Annotated in this window: 22 protein-coding genes; 8 read left to right on the top strand and 14 right to left on the bottom strand. The window is 68.6% G+C overall.

The window, feature by feature from the left end; genetic code table 11:
- Genes rlmB through carD form a run of 5 tightly spaced genes read right to left on the bottom strand, consistent with a single transcriptional unit; the run spans position 1 to position 4,033 of the window.
- Entirely contained in the window at positions 1–942 is a 942-nt protein-coding gene (gene rlmB / locus ADBZ9K_RS20465; protein WP_526623674.1) for a 23S rRNA (guanosine(2251)-2'-O)-methyltransferase RlmB, read from the bottom strand.
- Positions 942–2,348, bottom strand: a complete 1,407-nt coding sequence (gene cysS / locus ADBZ9K_RS20470; protein ID WP_526623676.1) for a cysteine--tRNA ligase — start codon at positions 2,346–2,348, stop codon at positions 942–944. Before cysS ends, rlmB begins: the two co-directional genes overlap by 1 nt.
- Positions 2,349–2,367: 19 nt before the next feature.
- Positions 2,368–2,868 (bottom strand): 2-C-methyl-D-erythritol 2,4-cyclodiphosphate synthase, encoded by a 501-nt coding sequence (ispF, locus tag ADBZ9K_RS20475; RefSeq protein WP_526623677.1) that lies wholly within the window; start codon positions 2,866–2,868, stop codon positions 2,368–2,370.
- Positions 2,865–3,527: a 2-C-methyl-D-erythritol 4-phosphate cytidylyltransferase gene (ispD, locus tag ADBZ9K_RS20480; RefSeq protein ID WP_526623679.1), complete on the bottom strand. Its 663-nt coding sequence runs from the start codon at positions 3,525–3,527 to the stop codon at positions 2,865–2,867. The genes ispF and ispD overlap by 4 nt, the downstream gene beginning before the upstream one ends.
- Before the next feature lie 17 nt (positions 3,528–3,544).
- The gene (carD, locus tag ADBZ9K_RS20485; RefSeq protein WP_108052422.1) at positions 3,545–4,033 is read right to left on the bottom strand and encodes an RNA polymerase-binding transcription factor CarD; all 489 of its coding nucleotides are present in this window, start codon (positions 4,031–4,033) and stop codon (positions 3,545–3,547) included.
- A 281-nt stretch (positions 4,034–4,314) separates the two neighbouring features.
- Here carD and ADBZ9K_RS20490 point away from each other — a divergent pair, with 281 nt between their 5' ends.
- From ADBZ9K_RS20490 to disA, 3 genes are read left to right on the top strand one after another with little or no spacing between them, the layout of a single operon-like run.
- Positions 4,315–4,869: a copper chaperone PCu(A)C domain-containing protein gene (locus tag ADBZ9K_RS20490; RefSeq protein WP_526623682.1), complete on the top strand. Its 555-nt coding sequence runs from the start codon at positions 4,315–4,317 to the stop codon at positions 4,867–4,869.
- 55 nt (positions 4,870–4,924) lie between these two features.
- Entirely contained in the window at positions 4,925–6,370 is a 1,446-nt protein-coding gene (gene radA / locus ADBZ9K_RS20495; protein ID WP_526623684.1) for a DNA repair protein RadA, read from the top strand.
- A 5-nt stretch (positions 6,371–6,375) separates the two neighbouring features.
- A complete protein-coding gene (disA, locus tag ADBZ9K_RS20500) occupies positions 6,376–7,476 on the top strand; it encodes a DNA integrity scanning diadenylate cyclase DisA (protein ID WP_526624269.1) in 1,101 nt (366 codons plus the stop codon).
- 12 nt (positions 7,477–7,488) lie between these two features.
- On the opposite strand, the gene ADBZ9K_RS20505 is transcribed toward disA, so the two are convergent.
- Together ADBZ9K_RS20505 and ADBZ9K_RS20510 are read right to left on the bottom strand one after the other, a co-directional pair.
- Complete coding sequence (locus tag ADBZ9K_RS20505) at positions 7,489–8,259, bottom strand: hypothetical protein (RefSeq protein ID WP_526623686.1); 771 nt, start codon at positions 8,257–8,259, stop codon at positions 7,489–7,491.
- 80 nt (positions 8,260–8,339) lie between these two features.
- A complete protein-coding gene (locus ADBZ9K_RS20510; RefSeq protein WP_526623688.1) occupies positions 8,340–8,957 on the bottom strand; it encodes a carbonic anhydrase in 618 nt (205 codons plus the stop codon).
- Between the two features lie 37 nt (positions 8,958–8,994).
- Between ADBZ9K_RS20510 and ADBZ9K_RS20515 the strand changes: the two genes are divergently transcribed.
- Positions 8,995–9,882, top strand: coding sequence for an iron-sulfur binding domain-containing protein (locus tag ADBZ9K_RS20515; protein ID WP_526623690.1), 888 nt, complete (start codon positions 8,995–8,997; stop codon positions 9,880–9,882).
- 11 nt (positions 9,883–9,893) lie between these two features.
- On the opposite strand, the gene ADBZ9K_RS20520 is transcribed toward ADBZ9K_RS20515, so the two are convergent.
- Complete coding sequence (locus tag ADBZ9K_RS20520; RefSeq protein WP_526623692.1) at positions 9,894–10,853, bottom strand: GlxA family transcriptional regulator; 960 nt, start codon at positions 10,851–10,853, stop codon at positions 9,894–9,896.
- A 71-nt stretch (positions 10,854–10,924) separates the two neighbouring features.
- On the opposite strand from ADBZ9K_RS20520, the gene ADBZ9K_RS20525 reads away from it, so the two are divergent.
- On the top strand, positions 10,925–11,203 hold the full coding sequence (locus ADBZ9K_RS20525) for a hypothetical protein (protein ID WP_526623694.1): 279 nt from the start codon (positions 10,925–10,927) through the stop codon (positions 11,201–11,203).
- Here the strand turns inward: ADBZ9K_RS20525 and ADBZ9K_RS20530 are convergent.
- Positions 11,174–11,884 carry an alpha/beta fold hydrolase gene (locus tag ADBZ9K_RS20530; RefSeq protein WP_526624270.1) on the bottom strand — a complete coding sequence of 237 codons (711 nt, stop codon included), beginning with the start codon at positions 11,882–11,884 and terminating at the stop codon, positions 11,174–11,176. The two genes, ADBZ9K_RS20525 and ADBZ9K_RS20530, sit on opposite strands and share 30 nt — an antisense overlap.
- Before the next feature lie 121 nt (positions 11,885–12,005).
- Between ADBZ9K_RS20530 and mhuD the strand changes: the two genes are divergently transcribed.
- Positions 12,006–12,323 (top strand): mycobilin-forming heme oxygenase MhuD, encoded by a 318-nt coding sequence (gene mhuD, locus ADBZ9K_RS20535; protein ID WP_526623696.1) that lies wholly within the window; start codon positions 12,006–12,008, stop codon positions 12,321–12,323.
- The gene (locus ADBZ9K_RS20540; protein ID WP_526623698.1) at positions 12,298–13,665 is read left to right on the top strand and encodes a serine hydrolase; all 1,368 of its coding nucleotides are present in this window, start codon (positions 12,298–12,300) and stop codon (positions 13,663–13,665) included. The genes mhuD and ADBZ9K_RS20540 overlap by 26 nt, the downstream gene beginning before the upstream one ends.
- Here ADBZ9K_RS20540 and ADBZ9K_RS20545 read toward each other — a convergent pair.
- From ADBZ9K_RS20545 to ADBZ9K_RS20555, 3 genes are read right to left on the bottom strand one after another with little or no spacing between them, the layout of a single operon-like run.
- Positions 13,656–14,213 (bottom strand): histidine phosphatase family protein, encoded by a 558-nt coding sequence (locus ADBZ9K_RS20545; RefSeq protein WP_526623700.1) that lies wholly within the window; start codon positions 14,211–14,213, stop codon positions 13,656–13,658. The genes ADBZ9K_RS20540 and ADBZ9K_RS20545 overlap by 10 nt on opposite strands.
- A complete protein-coding gene (locus tag ADBZ9K_RS20550; protein WP_526623701.1) occupies positions 14,210–14,944 on the bottom strand; it encodes a CbtA family protein in 735 nt (244 codons plus the stop codon). Before ADBZ9K_RS20550 ends, ADBZ9K_RS20545 begins: the two co-directional genes overlap by 4 nt.
- A 3-nt stretch (positions 14,945–14,947) precedes the next feature.
- Entirely contained in the window at positions 14,948–15,157 is a 210-nt protein-coding gene (locus tag ADBZ9K_RS20555; RefSeq protein WP_526623703.1) for a CbtB domain-containing protein, read from the bottom strand.
- A 168-nt stretch (positions 15,158–15,325) separates the two neighbouring features.
- On the opposite strand from ADBZ9K_RS20555, the gene ADBZ9K_RS20560 reads away from it, so the two are divergent.
- Positions 15,326–15,706, top strand: a complete 381-nt coding sequence (locus ADBZ9K_RS20560; protein ID WP_526623705.1) for a hypothetical protein — start codon at positions 15,326–15,328, stop codon at positions 15,704–15,706.
- On the opposite strand, the gene ADBZ9K_RS20565 is transcribed toward ADBZ9K_RS20560, so the two are convergent.
- Together ADBZ9K_RS20565 and clpC1 are read right to left on the bottom strand one after the other, a co-directional pair.
- A complete protein-coding gene (locus ADBZ9K_RS20565; protein ID WP_526623707.1) occupies positions 15,691–16,059 on the bottom strand; it encodes a YbjQ family protein in 369 nt (122 codons plus the stop codon). The genes ADBZ9K_RS20560 and ADBZ9K_RS20565 overlap by 16 nt on opposite strands.
- A gap of 72 nt (positions 16,060–16,131) precedes the next feature.
- On the bottom strand, positions 16,132–18,660 hold the full coding sequence (clpC1, locus tag ADBZ9K_RS20570; protein WP_526623708.1) for an ATP-dependent protease ATP-binding subunit ClpC: 2,529 nt from the start codon (positions 18,658–18,660) through the stop codon (positions 16,132–16,134).
- Positions 18,661–18,717: the final 57 nt, after the last annotated feature.

The following is an 18,717-nucleotide window of genomic DNA, read 5'->3' on the forward strand; positions in this document are numbered from 1 at the left end:
TCAGTGGCGGCGCTGGCGAGCGATCTCGGCCAACACCACGCCGGCGGCAACCGAGGCGTTCAACGACTCGGTCGGCCCGGCCATCGGGATCGACACCACCGCATCGCAGTTCTGCCGAACCAGGCGTGACAGGCCCTTGCCCTCCGAGCCGACGACGATCACCAGCGGCCCGGACCCGTCGAACTCGTCAATGGTCGTGTCACCGTCCGCGTCGAGCCCGACCACCTGTACGCCGGCGTCGGCCCATTCCTTGAGGGTCCGGGTCAGGTTGGTCGCACGCGCGACCGGGACGCGCGCGGCCGCCCCGGCGCTGGTGCGCCACGCGACCGCCGAGACCGAGGCCGAGCGGCGTTGCGGGATGAGCACGCCGTCGCCGGCGAACGCGGCCACCGAGCGCACGATCGCACCGAGGTTGCGCGGATCGGAGATGTTGTCCAACGCCACCAGCAGCGCCGGTTCGGTGCCGGAGGTCGCCGAAGCCAGCAGGTCGTCGGGGTGGGCGTAGGCGTACGGCGGCACCTGCAGCGCAATGCCCTGGTGCAGCCCGTTGGCGCTCATCCGGTCGAGGTCGGTGCGGGGCACCTCGAGGATCGGGATGCCGCGGTCGGCGGCCAGGGTGACCGATTCGGTCAGCCGCTCGTCGGCCTCGGCACCGAGTGCGACGAACAACGCCGAGGCGGGGGCGTTCGCGCGCAGGCACTCCACGACCGGATTGCGGCCGAGCACCATCTCGGTCTCGTCGGTCGGCTTGGCCGGCCTGGACTGCGCTCTGGCGGGCTTGGCGGCACGTTTGGCTGCCGGGTGGCCGGTCCGCATATGGGCCGGCGGCGTGGCGCCCCGCCCTTCGAGGCCACGCCTGCGCTGACCGCCGGAGCCGACCGTCGGGCCCTTCTTCGTGCCTTCCTTGCGCACCGCACCGCGACGCCGTGAATTTCCCGCCATTATTTGCTGCCTTCGTCTCGAAGGGCCCATTGCGGACCGTCGGCGGTGTCGGTCACTTCGATACCGGCTTCCTTGAGCCGGTCGCGGATCTCGTCGGCCAGGGCCCAGTCCCTGGTCTGGCGAGCCTGGTCGCGGCGGATGAGCTCGGCGCGCACCAGCACGTCGACCGCCGCAAGGGCCGACGACGTCTCGTCGCGCGTCTCCCACCGCTCATCAAGCGGATCGCAGCCGAGAATGCCCATCATGGACCGGATTTCGCCGGCCTTGGCCAGCGCGGTCTCGTGATCACCGGACTCCAGTGCGCGGTTGCCGTCGGCGCGTGCGGCGTGCACCTCGGCCAGCGCCGCGGGCACCGCGAGGTCGTCGTCGAGTGCGGCACCGAATTTCTCGGTCCAGGTGCCCGGCACCACCACACCGACGCGGGTGCGCACCCGGTGCAGGAACTCTTCGATGCCGGTGTAGGCCTTCACCGCGTCCTGCAGTGCGGTCTCGGAGAACTCCAGCATCGAGCGGTAGTGCGCGCTGCCCAGGTAGTAGCGCAACTCGGCGGCCCGAACCCGTTGCAGCACAGCCGGTATCGCCAGGACATTGCCCAGCGACTTGCTCATCTTCTCCCCGCCCATGGTGACCCAGCCGTTGTGCAACCAGTACTGGGCGAACCCATCGCCGGCGGCACGCGCCTGGGCGATCTCGTTCTCGTGATGCGGGAAGACCAAATCCATTCCACCGCAATGGATATCGAACTCGGCACCGAGGTACTCGTGGGCCATGGCCACGCATTCGGAGTGCCAGCCCGGCCGACCCCGCCCCCACGGCGTGGGCCAGGACGGCTCACCGGGCTTGGCGCCCTTCCACAGCGTGAAGTCGCGCTGGTCACGCTTGCCGACACCGGCACCCTCGCCCTGGTGCACGTCGTCGACCTTGTGCCCGGAGAGGTTGCCGTACTCCGGGAAGCTCATGACGTCGAAGTAGACGTCACCGGAACCGGTGTAGGCGTGGCCGGTGTCGACCAGGCGCGCGATGAGGTCGACGATCTGGGTGATGTGCCCGGTTGCGCGGGGCTCGGCCGACGGCGGCAGGACGCCGAGGGCGTCGTAGGCCGCGGTGAACGCCCGCTCGTGGGTGGCCGCCCACTCCCACCACGGCCGGCCGGCGTCGGCGGCCTTGATGAGGATCTTGTCGTCGATATCGGTGACATTGCGGATGAAGGCGACGTCATAGCCCTTGGCCATCAACCAGCGCCGCAGCACGTCGAAGGCCACACCGGAGCGGACGTGGCCGATATGCGGCAGGCCCTGCACGGTGGCGCCGCACAGATAGATCGAGGCATGACCCGGACGCAGCGGCACAAAATCGCGCACGGCACCGGTGTAGGTGTCGTGGAGCCGCAGGCCGGTTGAGGTCACGACGCGCCAGCTTACCGGCCTATTCGGGGTTCTTTGGCACCGAGGCGGAACCTGGTACTACCAAAGCGGTGGCGACGGCCGCCATCCCCTCACCACGGCCGGTCAGACCGAGGCCGTCGGTCGTGGTCGCCGACACCGATACCGGGGCTCCCAGCAGATCGGACAGCACCTGCTGAGCCTCCAGCCGACGCGGCCCGACCCGCGGCCGGTTGGCGATCACCTGGACCACCGCGTTTCCGACGGTGAAACCTCCCGCGTCGAGCAGCGCACGAACGTGGGACAGCATCTGTGCGCCGGTGACTCCGCGCCACTGCGGCTGGTCGACCCCGAACACCGAACCAAGATCCCCCAAACCGGCGGCCGAGAGCAGCGCGTCGCACAGCGCATGGATCGCGACATCGCCATCGGAGTGGCCCGAGCAGCCGTCGGCGCTGTCGAACAACAGACCCAGCAGCCAGCATGGCCGGCCGGCCTCGATGGGATGAACGTCGGTGCCCAGCCCGACCCGGGGAAGCGTCACGGGCTCAGCAGGGCGCGGGCCAGCCGCAGATCCAGCGGCGTGGTGATCTTGAAGGCCATGGTGTCACCTTCGACGGTGTGCACCGGGGTGCCCAGGTACTCCACCAGGGAGGCGTCATCGGTGACGACCGCGCCGGCAGCCCGCTGGTAGGCGTGGCGCAGCAGCGCTGTCTCGAAGCCCTGCGGGGTCTGCACGGCCCGTAGCCCGGACCGCTCGGGGGTGCCCAGCACCACTCCATTGGCGTCGACGGCCTTGATGGTGTCGGTGACCGGCAGGACCGGGATGACGGCACGCAGTCCGTCCCGCAACGCGGTAACCACCCGCTTGATCTGCGCCACCGGCGTCAAGGGGCGGGCGGCGTCGTGGACCAGCACGAATTCGGGATATCCGATCGCGTCGAGGGCCCGGCGGACGGTTTCGGGACGTTCCGGTCCGCCCGCAACGACGGTGGCGCGACCGTCGAGCAGCGATGCGGCTTCGTCGACCCGCTCGGCCGGCGCTGCGACGATCACTCGATCGACAACGCCGGCGGCGAGCAGTCCGTCGACAGCACGTTCCAACATGGTTAGGCCGCCGAGGTCAACGAAGGCTTTCGGGATTCCCGCGCCCAACCGCTCACCGGAACCAGCGGCCGTGACGACGGCGACCGTTTCTGACACTTATCCCCTCAGGGCAGTCAGGAGGCGGCGGCCAGCACCTCGTCGAGAATGATCTCGGCCTTGGCGTCATCGGTGTTCTCGGCCAGAGCCAGCTCGCCGACCAGGATCTGGCGGGCCTTAGCCAGCATCCGCTTCTCGCCCGCGGAAAGACCGCGTTCCTGATCCCGGCGCCACAGGTCACGGACGACCTCGGCGACTTTGTTCACGTCACCGGAGGCCAGCTTCTCGAGATTGGCCTTGTAGCGGCGCGACCAGTTGGTGGGCTCCTCGGTGTGCGGAGCGCGCAGAACCTGGAAGACCTTGTCCAAGCCCTCCTGCCCGACAACGTCACGGACACCCACGTATTCGGCGTTCTCCGCCGGAACTCGAACGGTCAGGTCTCCCTGGGCGACCTTCAAGACGAGGTATTCCTTCTGTTCGCCTTTGATGGTCCGGGTTTCGATCGCTTCGATCAATGCAGCACCGTGGTGTGGATAGACAACGGTGTCTCCGACCTTAAAAATCATCAGTTTCGAGCCCCTTTCACAACCCAATACTAGCACGGTGGCCGATAGCGCGCGGAACAACAATGCAGGTCAGGGGCACCGTGGGTGAAGAGTGGGGGTTGACAGGGTGACGAAAGCGTGCAACGTGGGGCCCTCCGGACGCCGCCCGGAGGCCCCCATTCTGACCTCGGCCGCCCGGTCGGGCAACCCTCAGCTACCGCCCGGCCCGGCTACCTACTACTCTGCATAGTCGAACCGCGGCGGTGATCGCGCCGACCGCAAGGGCCAAGCAGGAGGCTGCTGTGAACCGCTTGACGAATCGCCTCGTGGCCGCATCCGCCGGCCTGGCCGCCTGTGGGCTGGTCCTGACCGGCTGCGGTTCGGGCCAGATCTCCCAGACCGCTGACCAGGAGTCGGCCGTCAACGGTTCCACGGCGAATATCCAGAACATCGCCCTGCGCAACGTGCACCTGCAGGCCGTGCAGACCGGCGATTACCTGCAGCCGGGGCGGACCGTCGAGCTGATCTTCGTGGCGGCCAACACCTCCGCCGACATCAACGACAAGCTGGTCAGCATCAGCTCCGACATCGGTTCGGTTGCGGTGACCGGCGATACCGCCATCCCGGCCGGTACCTCACTGATCGTCGGCAGCGCCGACGGGCAGGCCGATGCGACCCCGCTGGGCAGCGCGCAGCCGACCAAGGCCGAGGTGACCCTGAGCCAGCCGATCACCAACGGGCTGACTTACACCTTTACGTTCGACTTCGACAAGGCCGGTCAGGCCAGCGTCGCCGTGCCGATCTCGGCCGGCGGGGCGCCGCGGCAGGACGGCGATCCGGCCGGCGGCCATTCGTAGCACTGACACGGGGTCGATACCCGTAGCTGTCATACCCACCCGCTAGCGTCACGGGGTGGCCAAGGCACGCTCGCAGTACCGCTGTTCGGAGTGCCGTCACGTCGCCGCAAAGTGGGTTGGTCGCTGTCCTGAGTGCGGCACGTGGGGCACCCTCGACGAGGTGGCCGTGGCCGCCACCGGTGGCGGCTCGTCCCGCACCATCGTGCCGTCCACCCCCGCGGTGCCGATCAGTTCCATCGACCCGGCCCGAACCCGCCACTTCCCCACCGGGGTGAACGAACTCGACCGGGTGCTCGGCGGCGGTGTGGTGCCCGGCTCGGTCACCCTGCTCGCCGGCGATCCCGGCGTGGGCAAGTCGACCCTGCTGCTGGAGGTGGTGCATCGCTGGGCGCAAGCCGGCCGGCGGGCGTTGTACGTCTCCGGCGAGGAATCGGCCGGCCAGATCCGGATGCGCGCCGAACGCACCGGCTGCACCCACGACGAGGTGTTCCTGGCCGCCGAGTCCGACGTGCACACCGTGCTGGGCCACGTCGAGGCGGTGCAGCCCACTCTCGTGGTGGTCGACTCGGTGCAGACGATGACCGCCGGGGACACCGACGGAGTGGTGGGCGGGGTGACGCAGGTGCGGGCGGTGACCTCGGCACTCACCGCAGCCGCCAAGTCCACCGGTGTCGCGCTGGTACTGGTCGGCCACGTCACCAAGGACGGGGCGATCGCCGGACCACGCTCGTTGGAGCATCTGGTCGACGTGGTCCTGCACTTCGAAGGTGACCGCAATTCGGCGCTTCGCATGGTCCGCGGCGTCAAGAACCGGTTCGGCCCCGCCGACGAGGTGGGCTGTTTCCTGTTGCACGACAACGGAATCGAAGGGGTGGCGGATCCGTCCGGGTTGTTCCGCGACGAACGCCCGGCGCCGGTGCCCGGCACCGCGGTCACGGTGACGCTGGACGGCAAGCGGCCGCTGATCGGTGAGGTCCAGGCGCTGCTGTCGGCCGCGACCCACCAGGGATCGCCGCGGCGCGCGGTCAGCGGCGTCGATCATGCCCGTGCGGCGATGATCACCGCCGTGGTGGAGAAGCGGGCCGGGTTGCCGATCAGCGCAATGGACATCTACCTGTCCACCGTCGGCGGAATGCGCCTGACCGACCCGTCGTCGGATCTGGCGGTCGCGATGGCAATGGCCTCGGCGGCCGCGGATCGTCCGATGCCCAACACCACCGTCGTCATCGGGGAGGTCGGGCTGGCCGGCGATCTGCGGCGCGTCACCGGCATGGACCGCCGCCTCGCCGAGGCGGCGCGGCTCGGATTCACCACCGCCCTGGTGCCGGTAGGCAGCGGACCGGCGCCCAAAGGCCTGCGGGCCCTGGAATCCGCCACCATCAACGACGCCCTGCGCACCATGCTGTCGTTGACCGAAACCCGGTTCACCCGGCCCGTCGCGCGGTTCCGCCGGGACGGGTCGAGTAACGACCTGGACGCAATGGACAATAGGGGGCTGTGAGCATCGTGAACCGGACGAACGGCTCCGGCCCGCCGACGACCGCCACGCTGCGCGAAACCATCGGGCGGCTGGCGCCGGGCACCGCCCTGCGCGATGGCCTGGAACGCATCCTGCGCGGCCGCACCGGGGCACTCATCCTGCTGGGCTACGACGAGCGGGTCGAGACGATCTGTGACGGCGGGTTCTCGCTGGATGTGCGTTTCGCGCCGACCCGGCTGCGGGAGCTGTCGAAGATGGACGGCGCGGTCGTGCTGTCCACCGACGGCAGCCGGATCGTCCGCGCCAACGTCCAGCTGGTACCCGACCCGACGATCCCCACCGACGAATCCGGGACGCGGCACCGCTCGGCCGAGCGCACCGCGATCCAAACCGGATACCCGGTGATCTCGGTCAGTCACTCGATGAACATCGTCACCGTCTACGTCGCCGGCGAACGTCACGTCGTCGCCGATTCGGCCACCATCTTGTCGCGGGCCAATCAGGCGATCGCGACCCTGGAGCGCTACAAGGCTCGGCTCGACGAGGTCTCCCGGCAGCTGTCCACCGCCGAGATCGAGGACTTCGTCACGTTGCGCGACGTGATGACCGTGGTGCAACGGCTGGAGATGGTCCGGCGCATCGGCCTTGAAATCGACTACGACGCAGTCGAACTCGGCACCGACGGCCGGCAGTTGCGGCTCCAACTCGAGGAGCTGCTCGGCGGCAACGACACCGCCCGGGAGCTGATCGTGCGCGACTACCACGCCAACCCGGATCCGCCGGCCAAGTCCCAGGTCGCCGCGACGCTGGCCGAACTGGACTCCCTTTCCGACACCGAGCTGCTCGACTTCACCGCGTTGTCGCGGGTGTTTGGCTACCCCTCCACCTCCGAGGCGCAGGATTCGGCGCTCAGCGCCCGGGGCTACCGCGCGATGGCCGGTATTCCGCGCCTGCAGTTCGCCCATGTGGACCTGCTGGTTCGCCGTTTCGGTTCGCTACAGGGCCTGCTGGCGGCCAGCGCCACCGATCTGCAGTCCGTGGAGGGCATCGGCGCCATGTGGGCGCGACACGTGCGGGAAGGCTTGTCGCAGCTGGCCGAGTCGACGATCGCCGACCGGCTGGTCTAGACGGCCGGACGATTATCCGGCCGGGGCTGGGGCCGGCGCCTCGGCCGGTGCCACCGCGGGTGCCTGGTCGGCAGGCGGCACGGCCCCCGGCGGAGGTGCGTCGGCGAGGATGAACGGCACCGGTGCCGAGCGCAGGTTGCCCAGCTGGACGACCAGGTTGTAGGTGCCCGGGCCGATCGGTTGACGCGGCAGTGGGCACTGCGGCGCGGAACCCATGCCGGTCCAGGTCACCTCGGTGGTCACCTGCTCACCGGGGTTGAAGGTCTTCACCAGCGTCTCGTTGGACGGTGCGCAGTCAAGGTTGGACCACAGCCGCTTGTTGTCCAGCGAGTAGACGTAGGCGGCCAGTACCGCCGCCCCGACGTCGCGCTTGCAGGCGACCAAGCCGATGTTGGTGACGACCATGGTGAATTTGGGTTGGTCACCGATGGCGTACTGCGGCGCATTCGTAATGCCCTTGACCGCCAGATTCGAATCCGGGCAGTCGTCGCCCTCCTTGAGCACCGGCGGGGGGACGACGGCCTCGGTCGGAGTCGGCGTGGCCGCCGCCGGGGTGGACGCCGCGGGCGGTGCGACGACGGGTGCGCGGTTCTCCGGTTGGGGGTTCTGCGGCTGTGCGGCGGTGGTCTTGACGCTGCTCTTGGTGTCCGACCCGCCGCTGAAAACGATGAAGGCCACTCCGACGATGATGGCCAGAACGACCGCCGCGATACCTATCGCGAGTCCACGGCGTCGCCAATAGATTTGCGAGGGTAGCGGTCCACGCGGTTCCAGATCCAGCACGATTCAACGGTAAGGCCAGCTCACCAGTAGTTGTCCGACCTAGCTCGGCGTGTCGCCTTGTTCGCTGGCCGGAAAGGTGATTACTCGCCGATATCGCCGAGGTGTTCGCGCAGGGCGACCTTGCCGTCGGCGAGGTGATAGGTGAGCCCGACGATCGCCAGGCTGCCGTCCGCCACCCGCTCTGCGATGGCGGTCGACCTGGCGAGCAGCTGCGTTCCGGTCTCGATCACGTGGCGGGCTTCGAACTCGTCGATGCGGGTCAGGCCTTCCCGGCGGCCCACCAGGATCGAGGGCGTGACCCGCTCGACGACGTCACGGACGTAGCCACCGGGCAGCACCCCGTCGTCGAGGGCGGACAGCGTCGCCTTGACCGCACCACAGCTGTCGTGGCCGAGCACCGCGATCAACGGCACGTTGAGGACGCTGACGGCGTACTCGACCGAGCCGAGCACGGCGGAGTCGATGACGTGGCCCGCGGTGCGAACCACGAACATGTCACCCAGGCCCTGGTCGAAGATGATCTCGGCAGCCACCCGGCTGTCGGCGCACCCGAAGACGACGGCGGTCGGCCGTTGTTCGGCGGCCAGGCTGGCCCGGTATTCGATGCTCTGGCTGGGATGCTCGGGGCGGCCGGCGACGAATCGCTCGTTACCCTCTTTGAGTGCCTTCCAAGCTGTCACGGGGCTGGTGTTCGGCATGGCCCCTATTCTGCCCTGCCGTTCGCCCCGGCACGCAATGACCGTTAATTCCGGTGAGCTTGTCCAGTGGTATTCCCATGCCCGCCGGGACCTGCCGTGGCGCGCGCCGCAGGTGACGGCATGGCAGATCCTGGTCAGCGAATTCATGCTGCAGCAGACCCCGGTGGCCCGGGTGGCGCCCATCTGGCTGGACTGGGTGGATCGGTGGCCGACCCCGTCGGCCACCGCGGCGGCCGGCGCGGCCGACGTGCTTCGGGCCTGGGGCAAGCTGGGCTATCCGCGGCGGGCCAAGCGGTTACACGAGTGCGCGGTCGTGATCGCGACCGAGCACGGCGATATGGTGCCCGACGCGGTCGACACGCTGCTGACCCTGCCCGGCGTCGGCGCCTACACGGCCCGGGCGGTGGCCTGCTTCGCCTACCGGCAGCGGGTGCCGGTGGTCGACACCAATGTGCGCCGGGTGGTGGCCCGAGCCGCGCACGGCCAGGCCGACGCCGGCAACCCGTCGGCGGTTCGCGATCTGGCTGATGTCGCCGCACTGCTCCCCGACGACGAATCTGCGCCGGTGTTCAGCGCCGCGCTGATGGAGCTCGGTGCAACGGTGTGCACGGCGCGGTCGCCGAAATGTGGGAACTGCCCGTTGAGCGCGTGCGCCTGGCGAACGGCGGGGTTTCCCCCGGCGACCGCGGCGCCGCGGCCCGCGCAGCGCTACGCGGGCACCGATCGCCAAGTGCGCGGCCGGCTGCTCGACGTGCTTCGGGGCAGTTCGGCGCCGGTGCTGCGCGCGCAGCTGGACGTGGTGTGGCTGACCGACCCCGGGCAGCGGGACCGGGCGCTGGACTCGCTGTTGGTCGACGGGTTGGTGGAGCAGACCGCAGACGGCCGCTTCGCGCTGGCGGGCGAGGGCGGCGAGGCCCGGCCGTAGCGGCCGGGCTTTCAGGAGGCCTGGGCGAATCGGCGCCGGTAGTCCGAGGGTGTGACGCCAACGATCCGGCGAAAGTGGTGGCGCAGCAGAGTGGCATTGCCGAAGCCGGCCCGTTCGGCGATGCGGTCGACGTCCAGGTCGGTCTCCTCCAGCATCCGCCGCGCGTACAGCACGCGCTGATCGGTAACCCACTGCATGGGCGTGGTGCCGGCTTCGTCGACGAAGCGCCGGGCGAAGGTACGTGCCGACATGTTGGCGCGCCGGGCCAGGCTCGCCACGGTATGCGGCTTGTCCAGGTTCGACAGGATCCAATCTAGTTGCGGCGCAAACCCTTCCGAGCAGCGCGCCGGAATCGGCTGGTCGATGTACTGACGCTGACCGCCGTCACGCTGGGGCGGCACCACCATCCGGCGCGCGATGATGTTGGTCACCGCACTGCCCAGTTCGCGGCGCACCAGGTGCAGGCTGGCGTCGATACCCGCGGCGGTGCCGGCGCTGGTGACCAGGTCGCCGTCGTCGACGAAGAGCACGTTGCGATCAACGATGGCGGTCGGATACCGGTGGGCGAGTTCGGCGGCGTGCATCCAATGCGTCGTACATCGACGCCCGTCGAGCAGGCCCGCCTCACCGGCGACGAACGCTCCCGAACACACCGTCAGGATCGTCGACCCCGCCGCGTGGGCGGCCCGCAGGGCATCCAGCGCCTCGGGCGGGTACGCCTCGATCGGTCCGGTGACCGCGGGCACCGCCACCACGTCGGCGCCCACCAGGCCGTCGAGCCCGTGATCGGGCACGATCTGGGCGCCCACGCTGGCCCGCAGCGGGACACCGGCATCGGGGCCGCAGACCTTGAAATCGAAGTTGGGCACTCCGTCGGCGCTGCGGTCGATGCCGAACACCTCGCAGACGACCCCGAACTCGAACACCGCGACGCCATCGAGAACCAGGGCGGAGACGCTTCTGAGGGGCATGGCAGAATCTTATCCTAAGCGGTCATTACTGCCACTGTTGGCGGGATATGCATCGACAAACAATTACTGCCATGACTGCATTCCTTGTGTTCCTCGTGATCACGATTCTCCTGCTCGCACCGTTCGGCGTGGTCGCCGCGATCGCCTCGGTCGCCCACCGCGACGGCACGCTGCGACTGCACACCAGCCAGTTCCGGGTCAGAGCGCCGCTGGTGGGCCACCTGTTCACCGACGGGGCCGACCGCGACGCCGACGAACGCCGCGTCAACCACGATCTCGACGCGATCCGCACCCGGTTCGAAGAGCATCCGTCGTGGCCGTCACCCGGCGTCCTCGGGGAGCGTCGCTAGGAACGACTCCACCACCCCCCGGTAGGCCTGCGGCGCATCGTCGTGAACGAGATGGCCGGCGCCCGGGATCCGGACGTAGTCCGCCCGCGGCCCGGCCATCTCCCACATCCGGCGCATCTGCCCAGGCGGTGTCACCGAATCGCCGGCCTCGACCAGCAACACCGGCGCCCGGCCCGATTCCCATTGCCGCCAGTAGTCGCGGGTGCCCCACTCCGCCGCGATCTCGATCCACCGCCCCGGCGGGCCGTGCAGGCGCCAGCCCGTCGGGCTGTGGTCGAACGCCTCCAGGAAGTAGCGGCCGGCGATCGGGCCGAACTCGTCGAAAACCTGTTCCGCCGAGGTGAATTCAGCGGGCAGGGCGTGCAGCCAGGGCTCCCAGGCGCCGGTGGTACGGCCGACGAAGTCCGGCGCCATGTCCTCCACGACGAGCGCGCTGACCAGATCGGGGTACGCAGCGGCCAGACACCAGGAGTGCAGGCCCCCCATCGAATGCCCGATCAGCACCGTCGGCCGGCCCAGTTCAGCGACGGCGTCGCCGAGGTCGGCGACGAACCGCTCGGTGCTGATCGGCTCCGGGCCGATGACGTCGCTGCCGCGATGCCACGGCGCGTCGTAGGTGTAGACGGCACCGAAGCGGGCCAGCCACGGCGTCTGCCGCGACCAGGTGCTGCCGCGTCCCATCAGACCGTGCACCAGCACCAGCGGGCGGCCGCTACCGCCCCGATACGTCAGCAGTTCGGATCCCACCGGTTCATCTTGCGCGGCCGGCCACCATGTCCGGCGCGCGCGGTAGCCTTGCGCCATGTCCGTGGTGAAGATCAACGCAATCGAGATCCCGCCGGGTGCCGGCCCCGAACTGGAGAAGCGGTTCGCCAACCGCGCCCACGCCGTCGAGAACCAGCCGGGCTTCCTCGGATTCCAATTGCTGCGTCCGGTCAAGGGCGAGGACCGCTACTTCGTGGTCACCCAGTGGGAGTCCGAGGAGGCCTTCCAGGCCTGGGCCACCGGCCCCGCTATCCACGCCCACGCCGGTGAGCGCGCCAACCCGGTAGCCACCGGTGCCCACCTGCTCGAGTTCGAGGTTGTGTTGGACGTTGCCGGGACCGGCGCCGAGGCGTAGCGCGCGCCGGGTGCGCCGTAAGGCGGTGGCCCTGGCCACCGCGATCACATCCACGGCGGCCCTGGCGACCAGCTGCGCACCTGCCCCCGCTCCGCCGGCCAACGCCGGCGCGGGTGTCCGCATCGAGACCAACACCCCGCAGGGGGTGCGGGCCAAGCAGGTCATGGACATGCTGAATTCCGACTGGCCCATCGGCCCGGTCAGCGTGAAGACACTGGCCGCAGCCGACATGGTGGATCCGATCGCCACCGCGATGGACTCGTTGTGGTGGGACCGCCCCTACACCCTGGCCGGGGTGGACATCGGCGCCAACGTGGCCACCCTGCACCTGCTCACCTCCTATGGCGCGCGTCAGGACATCGAACTGCGTACCGGCAACGACACGTTCGTGCGCCGCTTCGAGGTGACCACGGAGAAGCCGGTGATCAACTCGTGGCGCGACGTCGACGAGGCGCTAAGCCGCACCGGCGCGCGGTATTCGTGGCAGGTGTCCAAGGTCGACGACGGCCGCTGCGAGAAGGTGGCCGGCACCAATACGGCTCAATCCCTGCCTCTCGCTTCGATTTTCAAGACCTATGTGCTGTTCGCGGTGGAGACCGCCGTGACGGCGGGCACCCTGAATTGGGACGACAAGCTGACGATCACCGCGGAGGCGAAGAAACTCGGATCCTCAGGGTTCGACAAGCTGCCGCCCGGCACGCAGATCACCGTGCGCGAGGCGGCCGGCAAGATGATCGCCACCAGCGACAACATGGCCACCGACCTGCTGATCGGCCGCCTCGGCACCCACGCCATCGAAGAGGCCCTGGCGGGCGCCGGACATCACGACCCGGCCAGCATGACGCCGTTCCCCACGATGCGGGAGATCTTCGCGGTCGGCTGGGGCAACCCCGATGTGCGGGAACAATGGAAAGACGCCACCCCGCAGCGCCGCGCTGTCCTGTTGCGGGAAGCCGATTCCCGCCCCTATGACCCGGACCCGCAGCGCACCCACGCCCCCGGCTCGGCATACGGCGCCGAGTGGTACGGCAGCGCCGAGGACATCTGCCGGGTGCATGCCGGCCTGCAGCACAACGCCGTCGGGCGGGCGGCGCCGGTCAAGGACGTCATGTCCGAGATCGCCGGCATCGATCTCGACCGCACCGAATGGCCCTACATCGGCGCCAAGGCCGGCAACCTGCCCGGCGATCTGACGTTCAGCTGGTATGCGGTGGACCGCACCGGGCAGGCCTGGGTGGCCAGCTTCCAGCTCAATTGGCCGCGCTACCACAGCCCGAACGCGGGCGGGTGGGTCATGACGATCATCAAGCAGGTCTTCGGCCTGCTGCCCCGCTACCGCTGATCGAAGCCCGACCGCAGCGTCCAACCGGAACCGCGGAAGTGCAGGGTGGTGCGGCTCGCCGGCGCAATGTCGATGCGCCAGAACGATTTCGGTGGGGCATCCAGTGCCGTCAGCTGGGCCGCGCGGATCACCGCGGGGTGGGTGACCGCCACCGTGCGGCCCGTGGTCGCACTGACACCGGCCAGCCAGTCACGCACCCGGGCGATCACCTCGACGATCGATTCACCACCGTGGGGGTGGCTGTCCGGCTCGCTCAACCACCGGGCCAGCTCGTCCGGCGGCAGCTCGTCGAGCCGGCGGCCACGCCAGCTCCCACAGTCCAGATCGGCCAGCCGCGCCTCGACCACGGGCGCCAGACCCAGCCCTTCGGCCGTCTGGCGGGCCCGGGTCTCCGGCGCGGTCAGCACGACGTCGGGAGTGTCGATGCCGACGGCGTCGATCTGCCTGCGGCCCAACGCGTTCAGGGGTTCGTCGGCGGGAAATCGCCCGGCTGCCACGGCATCGGTCATGGCGTGCGACACCAGGGTCAGCCGGACGACCTCGCTCACGCCGGGATGCTGAACCGTTGCGGCGTACCGATCAGCCGGTGCATCAGAGCGGCGAACACCGCCCCGATCGTCACCCACATGACGACCTGGGTGCCCAACGAGTACAGCCGGAACTCGTAGAGCACATCAGCCGGGAAACCCTCCGGTGTCTCGTCGATCGTCGGCAACACCAGCATGACGACGGCCACTGCCCCGATGTAGGCACCGGCCGCGACCAGCGTCGCGTTCCAACCGCCCAGGCGCGGAACGGACTTCCGGTACACCACGACCGCGCCGACGAACAGCGCCGCCGACACCACGGCCATCAGCAGATACAGCAGCGTGCGCTGCCGGATCGTCTCCTCCAGGCTGGCCGCCGGCGGGTTGGCCGGATACTTCAGCGCCGGAACGAGGTAGAGCGACACCAGCATCCCCGCGGCCAGCAATGCCGCCAGCGGGCGGGGCGCGATATCGCCGACGCGGCCGTAGGCCACGCAGAACACCACCGCCAGCAGTGCCCCCATCGCCACCGCGAAAGCGAGCACCCCGAACCCCATGCCGATGGTGCCCTGCACGCCCCGGCTGAACAGCTCGACACCGTGCTCGTGCTGCCCGTGCATGTGCGCCATCTCGTCCTCGAAACCGATCGCACGATCGATCACGGGCTCAAGGAAAATCCTGGCGAACACGAACGCGAGCACACCTGCAAGCGCGCCGGCCAACAGCCCGCGCGCGATGATTCGCGATTCCATGGATCAGTGGCAGGGGAAACCGAGAAGGTGGCGTGCGTCGTGCACGAATTCGTGCACGTGCATGTCGTCACCGAACACCGACACCGCACCCTGATCCACGCCGACGAAGTACAGAACGAGCAGAGCCAGGAACGCCGTGGCGGTCAGCCATACCACCGCCTTCGCGGCGGAGAGGTCGACGGCACCGACTTTGCGGGCCTCGGGAGCTGTCATGGTTGGTCCTTTCCGGGATGTCGCGTCCCGCTTCAGGGGTGACGAGCTTTGGGTCTGACTGTGGACAGTGGCGCGACCGTTCTGGACTCTCACCAGATTCCTCGGCTCGTCGGTTGCGTCATGAGCCTATGGCCGGCTGTGCAGGACCGTCAACGCTACGGTCGTGCAGTGAGCTCTCGAGGTGCCGCACAGGTGCAATTGACGCCGGCGGTGATCGCCTGGCGGACGGCCCACGGCCTGATCGGCGCCGGCATGTCGACGGCCATCGGGTACGTGTGGTGGTGCGCAGTTCGCGGGCGGCGCGGAAAACTGTTGCCGCTGGCGGTCACTGCGCTCGTCGTCGAGGGCGTGGTGGTGGCTGCCAACCACGGCGACTGCCCCTTGGGACCTATCGGTGCGCGCGTCGGGGACCCAGTCCCGTTGTTCGAACTGGTGCTGCCGCCCCGGGCCGCACGGCTGGCGGTGCCGGTACTCGGTGCGGTGACGCTGGCCGGATTCGCGCTGCTGGCGGCCAGGACGAAGTCGGCGCGAACTCAGCTGGCGCCGTAGCCCAACTGCTGGGCGGTGTACTTGGCTGCCTCGGTGACCGGGATCGCCTGCACGGCGGTTCCGTACGCACACAGTTCGGTCCACACGTCACCGATTTCGGTGGTGTCGAAACGCATCCCGATGATGGCGTTGCCCCCGCGGTTGCGGGCCTCGGCCATCAACCGGTTCATGGCTTCGTTGCGGCTCTCGGCGAGGTTCTTCGTCATGCCCTGCAGCTCGCCGCCGAACATGCTCTTCAACCCGGCACCCATCTGGGAGAACGCATTCCGCGACCGGACGGTCAGGCCGAACACCTCGCCGCACACCCGCTGGATCTCCCAGCCCGGAATGTCATTGGTGGTCACAACAAGCACGGCGAACCCTCCTGTGAACGCAAAACGGGCGACTACCCCGCTAGAGGGTAGCCGCCCGTGCGCTCATTGTCGTTACTCGCTGGCGGTGCCTGCGCTGGCCAGGTCCGGCTCGGCCGTCTCCTCGCGCTTCGGTCCACCGGCGAAGGTGAACTTCGCGTCCTCGCCGGCGCCTTCGCCGTCCCAGTTCTCCACGTCGACCGTCACCAGCTGACCGGGGCCGACCTCCTCGAAGAGGATTTTCTCCGAGAGCGCGTCCTCGATCTCACGCTGGATGGTGCGGCGCAACGGCCGGGCACCCAGGACCGGATCGAAGCCGCGCTTGGCCAACAGCGACTTGGCCTGGTCGGTCAGCTCCATCGTCATGTCCTTGGCCTTCAACTGCTTGGACACCCGGCCCACCATGAGATCGACCATCTGGATGATCTCGTCCTTGGTGAGCTGGTGGAACACGATGATGTCGTCGATGCGGTTGAGGAACTCCGGGCGGAAGTGTTTCTTCAGCTCGTCGTTGACCTTCTGCTTCATCCGCTCGTAGTTGTTCTCGCCGCCGCCCTGGGTGAAGCCCAGTCCGACCGCCTTGGAGATGTCGGAGGTGCCCAGGTTCGAGGTGAAGATCAGCACGGTGTTCTTGAAGTCGACCGTGCGACCCTGGCCGTCGGTGAGACGACCGTCCTCGAGGACCTGCAACAGGGTGTTGTAGATCTCCTGGTGCGCCTTCTCGATCTCGTCGAACAGCACGACCGAGAACGGCTTGCGCCGGACCTTCTCGGTGAGCTGGCCGCCCTCCTCGTAGCCGACGTATCCGGGCGGGGCACCGAAGAGCCGCGACGCGGTGAAGCGGTCGTGGAATTCGCCCATGTCGATCTGGATCAGCGCGTCGTCGTCGCCGAACAGGAACTCCGCCAGCGCCTTTGACAGCTCGGTCTTACCGACACCGGACGGGCCGGCGAAGATGAACGAACCGGACGGGCGCTTGGGATCCTTCAGACCCGCGCGGGTGCGGCGGATGGCCTTCGACACAGCACGGACGGCATCTTCTTGCCCGATGATCCGCTTGTGCAGCTCGTCCTCCATGCGCAGCAGCCGAGTGGTCTCCTCCTCGGTCAGCTTGAACACGGGGATACCGGTCCAGTTGCCCAGCACCTCGGCGATCTGCTCGTCGTCGACCTCGGCCACGACGTCCAGATCACCTGAGCGCCACTGCTTCTCGCGTTCGGCACGCTGGGCGACCAGCTGCTTCTCGCGATCCCGCAGGGATGCCGCCTTCTCGAAGTCCTGCGCATCGATCGCGCTCTCCTTCTCCCGGCGGGCGTCGGCGATCTTCTCGTCGAACTCGCGCAGATCTGGCGGAGCGGTCATCCGGCGGATCCGCATCCGGGCGCCGGCCTCGTCGATCAGGTCGATCGCCTTGTCCGGCAGGAACCGGTCGTTGATGTAACGGTCGGCCAGCGTGGCGGCGGCGACGACCGCGGCGTCGGTGATCGACACCCGATGATGAGCCTCGTAGCGGTCGCGCAGACCCTTGAGGATCTCGATGGTGTGCGCCACGGTCGGCTCGCCGACCTGGACCGGCTGGAACCGGCGCTCCAGAGCGGCGTCCTTCTCGATGTACTTGCGGTACTCATCGAGGGTGGTGGCACCGATCGTCTGCAGCTCACCGCGGGCCAGCTTCGGCTTCAGGATCGAGGCCGCGTCGATCGCGCCCTCGGCGGCACCCGCACCGACGAGCGTGTGCAGCTCGTCGATGAACAGAATGATGTCGCCGCGGGTGTTGATCTCCTTGAGCACCTTCTTCAGGCGCTCCTCGAAATCACCGCGGTAACGGCTGCCTGCCACCAGCGACCCGAGGTCAAGGGTGTAGAGCTGCTTGTCCTTCAGCGTCTCGGGAACCTCGCCGTGCACGATCGCCTGCGCCAGCCCCTCGACGACAGCGGTCTTGCCGACGCCGGGCTCGCCGATCAGCACCGGGTTGTTCTTGGTGCGCCGGCTCAGCACCTGCATGACCCGCTCGATTTCCTTCTCGCGGCCGATGACCGGGTCGAGCTTGCCTTCCATGGCAGCGGCGGTCAGGTTACGGCCGAACTGGTCGAGCACCAGCGAGGTGGACGGGTTACCGGACTCGCCGCCGCGGCCGCCGGTGCCGGCCTCCGCGGTCTCCTTGCCCTGGTAGCCGCTCAGCAACTGGATGACCTGCTGGCGAACCCGGGTCAGTTCGGCACCGAGCTTGACCAGCACCTGGGCCGCGACACCCTCGCCCTCCCGAATCAGCCCGAGCAGAATGTGCTCGGTCCCGATGTAGTTGTGGCCGAGTTGCAGCGCCTCACGCAGGCTCAGCTCGAGCACCTTCTTGGCGCGCGGGGTGAACGGGATGTGTCCGGACGGCGCCTGCTGGCCCTGGCCGATGATCTCCTCGACCTGGCTGCGGACACCTTCGAGGGAAATGCCCAGCGATTCCAGCGACTTGGCCGCTACGCCTTCGCCCTCATGGATGAGTCCCAAGAGGATGTGCTCGGTCCCGATGTAGTTGTGGTTGAGCATCCGGGCTTCTTCTTGCGCCAGGACGACGACCCTGCGGGCACGGTCGGTAAATCTCTCGAACATCGGTGGTTACCTGCTCTCCATCACGATTAGGTACAGCGGTAGTCACCACGTACCTGT

The organism is Mycobacterium sp. (assembly GCF_965229265.1).
Classification (GTDB): Bacteria; Actinomycetota; Actinomycetes; order Mycobacteriales; family Mycobacteriaceae; genus Mycobacterium.